13 protein-coding genes are annotated in these 12,364 nt (G+C 71.9%); 7 read left to right on the top strand and 6 right to left on the bottom strand.

What is annotated here, in order from left to right; all coding sequences use genetic code 11:
* The first annotated feature begins 59 nt into the window (after positions 1-59).
* The 4 genes from ACFY1T_RS32715 to ACFY1T_RS32700 all read left to right on the top strand — a co-directional run bounded on the left by ACFY1T_RS32715 (position 60) and on the right by ACFY1T_RS32700 (position 4,004).
* The gene (locus ACFY1T_RS32715) at positions 60-1,079 is read left to right on the top strand and encodes an ABC transporter ATP-binding protein (RefSeq protein WP_390791412.1); all 1,020 of its coding nucleotides are present in this window, start codon (positions 60-62) and stop codon (positions 1,077-1,079) included.
* 2 nt (positions 1,080-1,081) lie between these two features.
* A complete protein-coding gene (locus tag ACFY1T_RS32710) occupies positions 1,082-1,861 on the top strand; it encodes an ABC transporter permease subunit (protein WP_390791411.1) in 780 nt (259 codons plus the stop codon).
* A 188-nt stretch (positions 1,862-2,049) separates the two neighbouring features.
* Positions 2,050-3,165, top strand: coding sequence for an ABC transporter ATP-binding protein (locus tag ACFY1T_RS32705; protein ID WP_051804965.1), 1,116 nt, complete (start codon positions 2,050-2,052; stop codon positions 3,163-3,165).
* Positions 3,162-4,004: an ABC transporter permease gene (locus ACFY1T_RS32700; protein WP_390791410.1), complete on the top strand. Its 843-nt coding sequence runs from the start codon at positions 3,162-3,164 to the stop codon at positions 4,002-4,004. The genes ACFY1T_RS32705 and ACFY1T_RS32700 overlap by 4 nt, the downstream gene beginning before the upstream one ends.
* 24 nt (positions 4,005-4,028) lie before the next feature.
* On the opposite strand, the gene ACFY1T_RS32695 is transcribed toward ACFY1T_RS32700, so the two are convergent.
* Positions 4,029-4,355, bottom strand: coding sequence for a hypothetical protein (locus ACFY1T_RS32695; protein WP_030857183.1), 327 nt, complete (start codon positions 4,353-4,355; stop codon positions 4,029-4,031).
* A 241-nt stretch (positions 4,356-4,596) separates the two neighbouring features.
* On the opposite strand from ACFY1T_RS32695, the gene ACFY1T_RS32690 reads away from it, so the two are divergent.
* The gene (locus ACFY1T_RS32690) at positions 4,597-5,616 is read left to right on the top strand and encodes an LLM class flavin-dependent oxidoreductase (protein ID WP_390791409.1); all 1,020 of its coding nucleotides are present in this window, start codon (positions 4,597-4,599) and stop codon (positions 5,614-5,616) included.
* A 62-nt stretch (positions 5,617-5,678) separates the two neighbouring features.
* Here the strand turns inward: ACFY1T_RS32690 and ACFY1T_RS32685 are convergent, their stop codons facing one another.
* The gene (locus ACFY1T_RS32685) at positions 5,679-6,071 is read right to left on the bottom strand and encodes an SCO5389 family protein (RefSeq protein ID WP_030153794.1); all 393 of its coding nucleotides are present in this window, start codon (positions 6,069-6,071) and stop codon (positions 5,679-5,681) included.
* Between the two features lie 219 nt (positions 6,072-6,290).
* Between ACFY1T_RS32685 and nucS the strand changes: the two genes are divergently transcribed.
* Positions 6,291-6,962 (top strand): endonuclease NucS, encoded by a 672-nt coding sequence (nucS, locus tag ACFY1T_RS32680; protein WP_030857179.1) that lies wholly within the window; start codon positions 6,291-6,293, stop codon positions 6,960-6,962.
* Positions 6,963-7,044: 82 nt separating this feature from the next.
* Here nucS and ACFY1T_RS32675 read toward each other — a convergent pair whose 3' ends face one another.
* The 4 genes from ACFY1T_RS32675 to ACFY1T_RS32660 all read right to left on the bottom strand — a co-directional run bounded on the left by ACFY1T_RS32675 (position 7,045) and on the right by ACFY1T_RS32660 (position 11,651).
* Complete coding sequence (locus tag ACFY1T_RS32675; protein ID WP_390791408.1) at positions 7,045-9,501, bottom strand: ATP-binding protein; 2,457 nt, start codon at positions 9,499-9,501, stop codon at positions 7,045-7,047.
* A gap of 191 nt (positions 9,502-9,692) precedes the next feature.
* Positions 9,693-10,016, bottom strand: coding sequence for an STAS domain-containing protein (locus tag ACFY1T_RS32670; RefSeq protein WP_030857175.1), 324 nt, complete (start codon positions 10,014-10,016; stop codon positions 9,693-9,695).
* Positions 10,017-10,188: 172 nt separating this feature from the next.
* Positions 10,189-11,037, bottom strand: coding sequence for a 3-hydroxyacyl-CoA dehydrogenase family protein (locus ACFY1T_RS32665; RefSeq protein WP_030153790.1), 849 nt, complete (start codon positions 11,035-11,037; stop codon positions 10,189-10,191).
* Positions 11,038-11,291: 254 nt separating this feature from the next.
* The gene (locus tag ACFY1T_RS32660; protein ID WP_390791407.1) at positions 11,292-11,651 is read right to left on the bottom strand and encodes a hypothetical protein; all 360 of its coding nucleotides are present in this window, start codon (positions 11,649-11,651) and stop codon (positions 11,292-11,294) included.
* 12 nt (positions 11,652-11,663) lie between these two features.
* On the opposite strand from ACFY1T_RS32660, the gene ACFY1T_RS32655 reads away from it, so the two are divergent.
* A complete protein-coding gene (locus ACFY1T_RS32655; RefSeq protein ID WP_390791406.1) occupies positions 11,664-12,236 on the top strand; it encodes a cob(I)yrinic acid a,c-diamide adenosyltransferase in 573 nt (190 codons plus the stop codon).
* Positions 12,237-12,364: the final 128 nt, after the last annotated feature.

The raw sequence follows: 12,364 nt of genomic DNA, 5'->3' as shown, positions 1-12,364 counted from the left end.
GGCCCTATGTCACCTGTTTGAGGTGGCGTGGGGCCCTCGGGCGTTCTAGCGTGAGCGGCATGATCGAGCTTGAGGGCCTTACCAAACGATTCGGCGCGAAGACCGCCGTGGACCACCTCAGCTTCCAGGTCAGACCGGGGGTGGTGACCGGCTTCCTCGGCCCCAACGGGGCCGGGAAGTCCACGACCATGCGCATGATGCTCGACCTCGACAACCCGACCAGCGGTACGGTCCGGATCGACGGGAAGCACTACCGGGAACTGCCGGAGCCGCTGAAGCACATCGGTGCGCTGCTGGACGCGAAAGCCATGAACGGCGGCCGCAGCGCTTACAACAACCTTCTCTGTCTTGCCCAGTCGAACCGCATCCCGGAGCGCCGGGTCGCGGAGGTGCTGGATCTTGTCGGGCTGACGGCCGTGGCGAAGAAGAAGTCGAAAGGATTTTCGCTCGGCATGGGCCAGCGGCTGGGAATCGCCTCCGCGCTGCTGGGCGATCCGGAGATCCTCATGTTCGACGAGCCCGTCAATGGTCTGGACCCGGAGGGAATTCTCTGGATCCGAAATCTCATGAAGGGGTTGGCGGCCGAGGGGCGGACGATCTTCGTCTCGTCCCATCTGATGAGCGAAATGGCGCTGACCGCGGACCATTTGATCGTCATCGGCCAGGGAAAGCTTCTGGCCGACATGTCGATGGCTGATTTCATTCACAAGAACTCGCGCAGCTACGTCCGGCTGCGCTCTCCGCAGCAGGAGCGGCTCAAGGACGTCCTGCACGAAGCCGGGATCGACGCCATCAGCGTTCCGGCCACCGGCGTACTGGAGATCGACGGCGTCGCCGTGGAGCAGCTCGGCGAGCTGGCCGCGCAGCACCAGATCGTGCTGCACGAGCTCAGCCCGCAACGGGCCTCACTGGAGGAAGCGTTCATGCGCATGACGGCGGACTCCGTCGAGTACCACGCCCACGCGCCGGGAGAACCGGGGCTTCCTCCGGGGCCCGGCCCCGCCGGCGATCCGGCCGGGCCCGCCGACGCCCCCGCGTGGGGCGCCGGGTACGAGGCGACGCGCAAGGGCGGGCAGTGACCATGTCCTCCTTCCCCGCCGTTCTCCGGTCCGAGTGGACCAAGATCCGTACGGTCGCCTCCACCACCTGGACCCTGGTCGCCGCACTGGTGGTCACGGTCGGCGTGAGCGCCGGCCTGTGCGCCGTCTTCAACGCCACCTTCAACGACATGCCGAAGGAGCAGCAGGTCACCTTCGACCCGACCCTGGCCAGCTTCGCGGGCATGACCCTCGGCCAGCTCGCCATGATCGTCTTCGGTGTGCTGGTGGTGGGCACCGAGTACAGCTCGGGCATGATCCGCACCTCGCTGGCGGCCGTACCGCGACGGGCGAGCTTCCTGGCCGGCAAGCTGATCGTGGCCACCGGGCTCGCTCTGGTCGTGGGCCTCGTCACCAGCTTCCTGTCCTTCTTCCTGGGACAGGCCATCCTGGGCGACCGCAGCATCGGCATCGACGCGCCGAACGTCCTGCGCGCCGTGATCGGCGCCGGCCTCTACATGGCCATGATCGCCCTGTTCTCGATGGGCGTGGCGACGATCCTGCGCAGCTCGATGCTGTCGCTCGGCATCCTGATGCCGTTCTTCTTCCTGGTCTCGACGATCCTCGGGGCGGTCAGCGCCACCCGGAAGGTCGCCCAGTACTTCCCGGACCAGGCCGGCTCCAAGATCATGCAGGTGATCCCGGGGGCGATGGACAGCGCCGAGGCCCCCTACGGGCCGTGGGGCGGCTTCGGGATCATGGCGCTGTGGGTGCTGGCCGCCGTGCTCGGGGGCTACCTGGTGCTGAAGAAGCGCGACGCCTGATCCCCCGGTGCGTGAGGCGTCCGTCCCGGGGCGGACGCCTCACGTACTACGGGTCATCCCCGGGTCGGAGTCAGGGGCAGCTCAGGGATCCGGTCCGGGGTGGAACCGCAGGCGACTCGATATCCTCTTAACTCTTACGCGGACGAAAGCCGTCCGGTCCTGGCAAGGGGCAGAGCAGAGGCAGAGCAATGATCGAGGCTGTCGGCCTGACCAAGCGCTACGGCGCCAAGACCGCCGTCGACCAGCTGTCCTTCCAGGTCAGGCCGGGTCACGTGACGGGATTCCTGGGGCCCAACGGCTCCGGGAAGTCCACCACCATGCGCATGATCCTCGGCCTGGACCGGCCCACCTCGGGCAGCGTGACGATCAACGGCCTGCCCTTCCGGCAGCTGCCGAACGCCCAGCGGCACGTCGGGGCCCTGCTCGACGCCAAAGCCGTGCACGGCGGCCGCCGCGCCCGCAGGCACCTGCTCTCCCTCGCCCAGCTCTCCGGCATCCCCGAGAAGCGCGTGGACGAGGTACTGGCCGTCGTCGGCCTCCAGGACGTCTCCCGGCAGCGTACGAAGGGCTTCTCGCTCGGCATGGGCCAGCGGCTCGGCATCGCCGCCGCCCTCCTCGGCGACCCCCAGGTGCTGCTCTTCGACGAGCCGGTCAACGGGCTCGACCCCGAGGGCATCCTCTGGGTCCGCACCCTCATGCGCCGGCTCGCCGCCGAGGGCCGCACGGTGTTCGTCTCCTCACATCTGATGAGCGAGATGGCGCTGACCGCCGACCACCTCATCGTGATCGGCCGCGGGCGGCTGCTGGCCGACATGGGCACCCAGGAATTCATCGCGCACAACTCGGCCGGATTCGCGCGGGTGCGCGCGGCCGACAATGATCACGCTGGCCGGGATGCACTGGGTGAAGCCCTGACCAAAGCCGGCGGCCGGGTCCTCCAGGAGCCCGAGGGAACACTGCGCGTGACCGGCCTGGAGCTCCCCCGGATCTCCGACCTCGCCCACGAGGCCGGCGTACGGCTGTGGGAGCTGTCCCCGCACCGGGCCTCGCTGGAGGAGGCCTACATGCGGATGACCCAGGCCGACGTGGAGTACACCTCCACCGAGGACCCGCGCGCCGAGCTGTGGGAGCCCGAGCCGCTGACCGTCCCCGCCTGGGAGGACGAGCTCAAGGCGCCCGAGGTGCCGCGGGGCGCCTTCTTCGCGCCCCCGCCGCCCGGAGCGGGCGGGCAGCCCTTCCTGATGCCCAGCGACCCCGGCGAGCTCGCCGGCACCGACCGGACCACCACCGAGGACACCCGATGACCGGCTCCACGAACACCGCGGCGACCGCGGACCGGCCGAAGAGCTACAGCTCGCCGCTCCAGACACCCCGGCCGCACCTCGGGCACGCCGTCGCCTCGGAGTGGACGAAGCTGATCTCGGTGCGCTCGACCGTGTGGACGCTCGGCTCGATGGTGCTCCTCGTCGTCGGCATCGGGGTGCTCGCCGTCTCCGAGACGCGCGCGAGCGACTACCAGGAGGTGCCGCTCACGGCGCCCGCGCTCTTCGGACTGCTGGTGGGGCAGATCCCCGTGATGGTGCTCGGCGTCCTGACGATCACCTCCGAGTACGGCACCGGCATGATCCGTACGACCCTCACCGCCGCCCCCGACCGGGCCCGGGTGCTGACCGCGAAGTACCTCGTCTTCGCCGGCGTCGCCTTCGCGGCCGTCGCCGGGTCGGTGGCGACCGTGGGCCTCGCCTCCGCGATCCTGCGCGGCGGCGCCGGTGCCGGGGCGCACGGCGGCGGCGAATGGGCCCGCGCACTGGCCGGCTGCGTCTACGTCACCCTGCTCGGGGTCCTCGCCCTCGCCATCGGGGCCATGCTGCGGCACTCCGCCGGAGCGATCGCCGTGATGCTGGGGCTGGTCACGCTGCCGCCGGTGATAGGGGGCATGCTCAGCATGTGGGAGACCCTGGCCCCGCTCGGCAGCGCCATCCTCCGGTACAACGCCCCGGTCGCCCTCATGGGGCTGTTCGGCCTGCCGAACGCCGACACCGGGAACTCGCCGAACAGCCTGACCCAGGTCCTGCTGATCCTGCTGGTGACGGGCGCCGCGGTCGCGGGCTCGTACGCGGTGGTCGGCCGCCGCGACGTCTGAGCCCCCGGTACTCGCCGGTACCCGCTAGTACTTGGGAGCGTTCCTGGACCGCTGCACCCTCGAGGTGCGGCGGTCCTTCGCGTTCCAGCAGGCCTTGTGCCAGTGCCGGCGGTCGTCCACGCCGCCGTACTCCGGCCAGGCCACCAGGTGCGGGGTGCCCGAGGGGATCTCCTGGTCGCAGCCCGGGCAGCGGTAGCGCTTGCCCGCCGCGCTCGCGCCCGCGACGTGCCGGACCTTCCACTCCTCGCCCTGGTACTCCTCCGTGCGCTCGAGCCCGTACCGGTCGAGACCGGTGCTGGGGCGTTCGTCCGGAGTCTCGCCGCCCCTGGGGCGGTTGTGGCGCGGTGACACGTATACCTCACGTATGGGCGGACTGAAGTGACTTTCTCCCAGACTACGCGCAGCGAGGCCGGGTACCCGCAGGGTGGCTGACAGAGGTCGGCCGTCCGCGACGCGCTCGCGGTGGGCTGTCCTGACTATCCCAATAACTTTCGTGTCAGGCCGTGCCTTTGGCACGTGTCAGACGTTGTTGCCATCAGATGAACCGGTCCACCTGGGGGAGGCCGCGTCAGCCACGAGGAAGGCGAAGGCGATGCGTGTAGGAGCGTTTGTACTGGCGGCCCAGTTCCCGGGCCAGGGGCAGGGGGAGGCGCTGCACCGGGCGGTGCGCACCGCGGAGGTGGCCGAGGAGGCGGGGCTGGACTCGGTGTGGCTCGCCGAGCACCACTTCGTCCCGTACGGGGTCTGCCCGTCGGCGGTGACCCTGGCGGCCCTGCTGCTGGGGCGGACCCGGCGACTGCGGGTGGGCACGGCCGTGAGCGTGCTGCCGAACACGCACCCGGTGGCCCTCGGGGAGCAGGCGGCGCTGCTGCACCTGACCTCGGGCGGCCGCTTCACCCTGGGGGTGGGCCGGGGCGGACCCTGGGTGGACCTGGAGGTCTTCGGCGGCGGCCTGGACGCCTACGAGAAGGAGTTCCCGGAGGGGCTCGACCTGCTGCGGCGCTGGCTGGCCGAGCCGCGGGTGGCGGCCGGCGGCGAAAGGTACGGGTTCCGCGAAGTGGCCGTCGTACCGCGTCCGTCGGAGGCGCTGGACGGGGACGGATCAGGGCCGGAAGTGATCGTCGCGTGCACCTCCCCCGCCTCGGTGCGCCTGGCCGCCGAGCGGGGGCTGCCGATGCTGCTGGGCATGCACTGCGGGGACGAGGACAAGGCGGAGATGGTCGCGCTGTACCGGCGTACGGCCGCGGCGGCGGGCCGCGACCCGCACGCTCCGCACGTGTCGGCGGGGGTGTGCCAGCTGGCGGACCGTACGGCGGACGCCCGCGAGGCCCTGCTGAAGGCGATGCCGGGCTGGCTGAAGCAGGGGCTGGACGCGCACGTGACGGTGGACGGCCGGGAGCGCGCGATGCGGGACCCCGTCGCCTACACCGAGCTGCTGTGCGACCTGCACCCCGTGGGCACCCCGCGGCAGGCGGCGAACCGGCTGGCCGCCACCTCGGAGCGGACGGGCATCACGCGCTTCGCGCTGCTCGCGGAAGGCTCCGGGGATCTCGCCGCGACGGAGGAGAACGTACGGCGCCTCGGCGCCGAGGTCCTGCCCCGTCTCGGTTGAGGCTGCCGCCCCGGTATCAATGGCACCTCCCCCGATACGGAGCGGCAGCGAAGTACGGTCGGTCAGCAGTCCCGGAGCTCGGGCGACTGGTTGAGCAGCTGGCCACGGATCGAAGTGAACTTGGCGAGCCGGTCGTCCGACGAGGGATCCAGCGGGAACACGGCCACCCGGTGGCAGTTCTGGAACGCCAGGCGCACCCCGAAGTGCCGCTGCAGCGCACCACGTATCGCGTCACTCGCGAGAGCACGCAGCAGCTGTCCACGCGCCTGCTCGTCGGGCGGCGGCGTCTGGTTGTCGGCGAACTCTCCGCCGTCCACCTTCAGCTGGGCCACCAGCGAGCTGATCATCTCCCACGCGAAGGGCAGGGAGGTCCGGACGCAGTCGACGAAAGCGGCTTCGTCGACCTCGCCTCGCTCGGCCTGTTCGAGTAGGGCCGGTGAGACGTCGAGCGACATGGGTTCTCCTCTCGCGACCCCGGCCGTTGGGTTGCCGGAGTCTTACGGGCAGGGAAGGAGGTCGCGACGCAGAGTGCACGCTCCGCCACCTCCCGCTCACCACGGTAGGCGCCCCATGGGTGGCGCACCAGGAGAATGCGCATACAACGCGCCATCGGCGAACGGGGCTTTCGGGGGCGAATCGCGTGGAGGGGTTCCCGTCGAGTAGCGTTGCCGACCATGCGTCTCGTCATTGCCCGCTGCTCCGTCGACTACGCGGGCCGGCTCACCGCCCATCTGCCCTCGGCACCCCGTCTGATCCTCGTGAAGGCCGACGGCAGTGTCTCGATCCACGCGGACGACCGGGCGTACAAACCGCTCAACTGGATGTCGCCCCCCTGCACCCTCAAGGAGGGGAGCGGGGACGAGGCCGGCGTCTGGACGGTCGTCAACAAGGCGGGCGAGAAGCTCATCATCACCATGGAGGAAGTCCTCCACGACTCCTCCCATGAGCTGGGCATCGACCCGGGTCTCATCAAGGACGGTGTGGAGGCACACCTCCAGGAGCTCCTGGCGGACCGCATCGAAACGCTGGGCGACGGGTACACGCTGATCCGGCGCGAGTACATGACGGCGATCGGTCCGGTGGACATCCTGTGCCGGGACGCCTCCGGCGCGACGGTGGCCGTGGAGATCAAGCGGCGCGGCGAGATCGACGGCGTCGAGCAGCTGACCCGCTACCTGGAACTCCTGAACCGGGACCCGCACCTGGCGCCGGTGCGCGGCGTTTTCGCGGCCCAGGAGATCAAGCCGCAGGCCCGCGTTCTGGCCACGGACCGCGGCATGGACTGCGTGGTGCTGGACTACAACGCCCTCCGCGGCATCGAGGACGACAAGCTCCGCCTGTTCTGAGCGCGCGGCTGTGAGCGCGCGGCTGTGAGCATGCGGCTCTGAGCATGCGGCGGCGCGCCGGGCCGGACCCGGCGCGCCGCTGTTACGACGTCGCCGTCGGGCTGGCCGGTGTGGCCGTCGCGGTGGGCGTCGGATCCGGCTGCGTGGGCGTGGGCGTGGGAGCCGACGGTGTCGGCGACGTGTCCGGGGTCGGCGGCTTCGGCCCGTCCGGGGACGGCTTCTGCGAGGGCGGCGGCGTGACCGGCTTGCGCGACGGCGGCCGCGGCGGCTGGTTCGGGTCCGGGCTGAGGGTCGACTCCGGGGAGCCGGGGTCGGTGGCGTCGGGGGCCGGGGTTCCAGGGTCCGGTGCAGGATCGTTCCCGCTCGTACCCGGCACGCCCGGCACCGATGCCCCGGGCGTCGGCGTCGAGGACGCTGCCGGGCCGTCGCCGCCCGCCGGGGTCCCGGGGTCGTCCGACCCCGACATCGCCAGGGCCATGACCGTGCCCAGCGCCACCACCGTCAGCGCCCCCGCCGCCGCCAGCAGCACCGGCTTGCGCAGCGGCAGCCTGCGCGGCGCCCGCGCGGGCCCGGCCGCGGGCACCACCGGCGGCGCCGGCTTCGGGTCGAGGGGGAAGGCCTCCTCGAAGACCTCCGTGAGGGTCGTCGGGGCCTCGGAGCGCCCGATCACCGGCACCACGGGTGCCACCTGCGCCGCGGGCGCCGCCGAGGCTCCGGCCACCGGCAGCACGGTCGTCACGGCCTCCGCGGCCGTTGAGGCCCCCGCGGGCGGCGAAGTCTCCGGGGCCGGCGAGGTCCCGGCGGGCGCCGGAGCCAGCGCCGGCGGTTCCAGCCGCAGCGGCGGGGACACCTCCACGCCCGCCTTCTCGCGGTCGGCGACGAGCGCGAGCGCCCGCCGGCCCGCCACCGTGCCCCGCTTGTCGGCGAGGGCGCCCTTCAGGCCTATGGAGGCCTCCAGTTCGGCCCGCGCCCGGTCCAGCCGCCCCTCGCACAGTGCGAGTACGCCGAGCTCGTGGTGGAAGTAGGCCTGCTCCGCGACCTCTCCGGCCTTGCGCGCCGCCTCGGCCCCCGAGCGCAGCACCCGCTCCCAGGCCTCCCAGTGCCGCGAGGCCGCGAACGCCGGGGCCGCGGTCCGGGCCAGCAGTACGGCGGCCACCACGTCCGCGCCGGCCAGCGCCGCCAGCACCGCGTCGGCCTCCGCCGCGACCCGCTCCGGGGTCACCGAGGCGTGCCCGGTCCACCAGGCGTAGTGGCGGGCGGCCGTACGGGCCTCCTCGGCCGCGGTGTCCCCGTATCCGGCCTCCTCCAGCTGCCGTGCGACCCCGGCGGCCAGGCGGTAGCGGGTGCCGACCGGGGTGAGCAGTCCGCAGCCCAGCAGTTCGGCGACCGCCGCGTCGGCGTGGGTGTCCCCCACGAGCGCCGGCAGGTGGGCGTGGTGCGGGAGCTCCCCGCCCAGCGCGCACGCGATCCGCAGCGCCGCCCGGGCGGACTCGCTGACCCGGGAGGCCAGCAGCTCGGCGGGGGCCGCGCCCTCGGCCAGCGTCGGCAGCGGTATGAGCGCGGCGTCGCGCGGCCGCTCCTCGAAGACCCCGGGCTCCTCGTCCTCGTCACCGGCCGAGGAAAGGTTTCGCTCGTCGCGCTGGCGCAGCAGCGCCGCCGCCTGGACGAAGCGCAGCGGCAGTCCCTCGGACGCGAACCGCAGGTCGCCCGCCCAGGCGGCCTCCTCCTCGGTCAGCGCCCGGCCCGTGCCCGCTTCGAGCAGTTCCACGCAGTCGGCCCCGCCGAGCCCGCCGAGGAACATCTCCTCCAGGTGCGAGTCGTCGGAGGGGGCGCGGGTGTCGGGGGTGGTGGCCAGCAGGTAGGCGCACTCGGGGGTGGCGCGCAGCAGCTCGTCGAGGGCGGCGCCGCCCATCTCCAGGTCGTCGAGGAGCACGATGGCGCCGATGTCCCGTACGCGGGCGAGGAGTTGGGTCCGCTCGGGCCGCTCGTGCGAGGCCTCGTACACGGCGGCGTACAGGGCGTGCAGCAGCTCGCCGGGCTGCTGGTGCCCGTACCCGCTGAGCCGTACGACGCCGTCGGGCGCCAGGCGCGTGCAGTCGGCGGCGACCGCGTCGAGCAGGGAGCTGCGGCCGGAGCCGGCGGGTCCGGTCAGCCGTACGGAGCGGCCGCGGCCCAGCAGCCGCACGAGGCGCTCACGCTCCTCCTCGCGGGCGAGGAGCATGGCCGGGACGGCGGGGCCGGGCAGGACGGGCGGCCGCGCGGCGGCGTGACGGGCGGCGCGGCCGGCGGCGTCGCGCTTGGCGGGGGCGCTGCCGCCGGTGCCGGGGCGGCGCGGTTCGATCTCGCTGCCGTCGACGGGGTTCACGGTGAGCGTGAAGTCCCCGGCGGTGAGGGTGACGACGCGCGCGACGGCGGGCCCGGCGACGGCCGGTGCGGGCGCCGCGGAGGCCGTCGCGGGAGGCGCCGACGCCGTCGCTGGAGGTGCGGGCGCCGTCGCGGGCTGCTCCACCGGTTCGGGCTGCCCCTGCGTGCGGTCCATGACCTAGTCCCCCGATCGCGCCCTGCGCCGTAGCCGTCGTGTCGTACCGTCCGGCCTTCGCACATTCCGCTGTCGCTACGGGTCCGGTTTCCGCCCGAACCCTAGACGGTGCCCGGTCCTGCACGGAACCGCAGGGGTGCCATCACCACCGGACCGTTACGTTTCCGCAGGAGGGGTGGACGGTGACCGCGTCAGACCCTCGGGAGGGATTCCGCTTCCAGCCCGCCCTCGATCGCGAGGATGCGGTGCAGCCGGGTGGCGACGAGGAGGCGCTGCATCTGCGGCGGCACCCCGCGCAGGACGAGGCGGCGGCCGGTCCGGCCGGCCCGCCGGTGGGCTCCCATGATCACGCCGAGCCCGGTCGCGTCCCAGGAGTCGAGCCCGGCGAGGTCGAGCACGAGGTCGCCGTGGCCGTCGTCGAGGGCGGTGTGGAGGGCCGTACGGGCGTCCGCCGCGCTGCGCACGTCGAGGCGGCCCCCGACAGCGAGTTCGGCGTGGTCGCCCCTGATGTGCATATGTGCTCCCGGCAGTCCTGGGTACGGGTACGTAGGGATCCGACTGGTCCGCGGTCGGCAACTCTCACTGCATCTGACTGCCGTTCGGGCAGAGAGGTTGCCGACCGTGAGCGAACCGATACCTAATTCACCCGTGCGGGTGCGGATATTCGAACTGGCGCTCAATGTCGCTTCAGTGCTTGTAGAAGCCCTGGCCGCTCTTGCGGCCGATGTCGCCGGCGTCGACCATGCGGCGCATGAGCTCCGGCGGCGCGAACTTCTCGTCCTGGGACTCGGTGTAGATGTTGCTGGTGGCGTGCAGCAGGATGTCGACGCCGGTGAGGTCGGCGGTGGCGAGCGGCCCCATGGCGTGGCCGAACCCCAGCTTGCAGGCGATGTCGATGTCCTCGGCGGACGCCACGCCCGATTCGTACAGCTTCGCCGCTTCGACGACGAGCGCGGAGATCAGACGGGTCGTCACGAACCCGGCGACGTCGCGGTTGACGACGATGCAGGTCTTGCCGACGGACTCGGCGAACGCGCGGGTGGCGGCGAGGGTCTCGTCGCTCGTCTTGTAACCGCGGACGAGCTCGCAGAGCTGCATCATCGGGACGGGCGAGAAGAAGTGCGCGCCGACGACGCGCTCCGGACGCTCCGTCACGGCCGCGATCTTGGTGATCGGAATGGCGGAGGTGTTGGACGCGAGGATCGCGTCGTCGCGCACGAGCTTGTCGAGCGCACGGAAGATCTCGTGCTTGACCTCGAGCTTCTCGAAGACGGCCTCGACGACGATGTCGGCGTCGGCGACCGCGTCGAGGTCGGTGGTGGTCTTGATGCGGGCGAGCGCGGCCTCGGCGTCCTCGGCCGTCATCCTGCCCTTGGAGACGAACTTGTCGTACGAGGCCTTGATGCCGTCGGTGCCGCGGGTCAGCGCGGCGTCGGTGACATCACGCAGTACGACGTCCCACCCCGCCTGAGCGGAGACCTGAGCGATTCCGGAACCCATCAGTCCGGCACCGATGACGGCGAGCTTCCCAGCCACTGCACACCCCACGTTCTTCCATACGGCCCAGTCTCGTAAGCCTCTCCGGCGGAGACTAGCGCCAGCGAGGGTTCGTGTGACCGCGAAGTAACACGCGTCACGTCTCAACTGACGGACATCACACCGATCCGGCCCAGCCGCCCGCCGAACTCGGGCAGTTCACCCGCAACCCCCCGAGCGGTACCGCTCCTCGATCGCCTCCAGCCGTCCCACCTCCCGCTCGGCGGCGTCCACGTGGCCCGGATCCAGGGCCATCAGACCGCGGGCGGCGAGGTGGCGGACGTCCTCGCGGATCCGCGCGTCGAGGCGCGGAGCGCGATGGCGAGCCAGGTCGCGGCGTCACCGCTCGCCGCGTACGGGTCGCCGGCGTCCACCGCCTCGCGGACGGCACGGGCCCCGCCCTCGGCCTCCGCACGCTCCGCCGACCCCCGGGGATGGCGGGAGGCCGGGAACCCCGATACGACGTCGACCCACTTGGCCGTCCCGGCCCGCCACCAGAGGCGAACATGTCCGTCAAAATGCGATCTCTGCGCTTCCGGGCCCGCGTGGCCCTCGACCGCGGACGTCAGCCGGGAGACGAGTGGTCCCGCCTGCCATTTCCGCGGGCGGCTCACTACGCTGGCCGCATGGTGAACCTCACGCGCATCTACACCCGCACCGGCGACAAGGGCACGACCGCTCTCGGCGACATGAGCCGGACGGCCAAGACCGATCTGCGGATCTCCGCCTACGCCGACGCCAACGAGGCCAACGCGGCCATCGGCACGGCGATCGCCCTCGGCGGACTGCCGGAGGATGTCGTGAAGGTCCTGGTACGGGTGCAGAACGACCTGTTCGACGTCGGCGCCGACCTCTGCACCCCGGTCGTCGAGAACCCCGAGTACCCGCCGCTGCGCGTCGAGCAGTTCTACGTCGACAAGCTCGAAGCCGACTGCGACACCTTCAACGAGCGGCTGGAGAAGCTGCGCAGCTTCATCCTCCCCGGCGGCACTCCCGGCGCGGCCCTGCTGCACCAGGCCTGCACCGTGGTCCGCCGCGCCGAGCGCTCCACCTGGGCGGCGCTGGAGGTGCACGGCGAGGCGATGAACCCGCTGACCGCGACCTACCTCAACCGCCTCTCCGACCTCCTCTTCATCCTGGCCCGTACGGCCAACAAGGAGATCGGCGACGTCCTCTGGGTGCCCGGCGGCGAGCGCTAGGGTCGCGGGGCGGGCGGGACTTCGCGGACACGCCCTAGGTGTGTTGTTCCGGGACGTTGGTGACACGCGTGCTGGGTTCTTGAAATGGGTGAGGGCCTCCGGGTTCGGTGTGGATTGCGACATCTACA

The organism is Streptomyces sp. NPDC001194, assembly GCF_042896985.1.
Taxonomy (GTDB): domain Bacteria; phylum Actinomycetota; class Actinomycetes; order Streptomycetales; family Streptomycetaceae; genus Streptomyces.
This window is presented reverse-complemented; position numbering and strand designations above follow the sequence as displayed.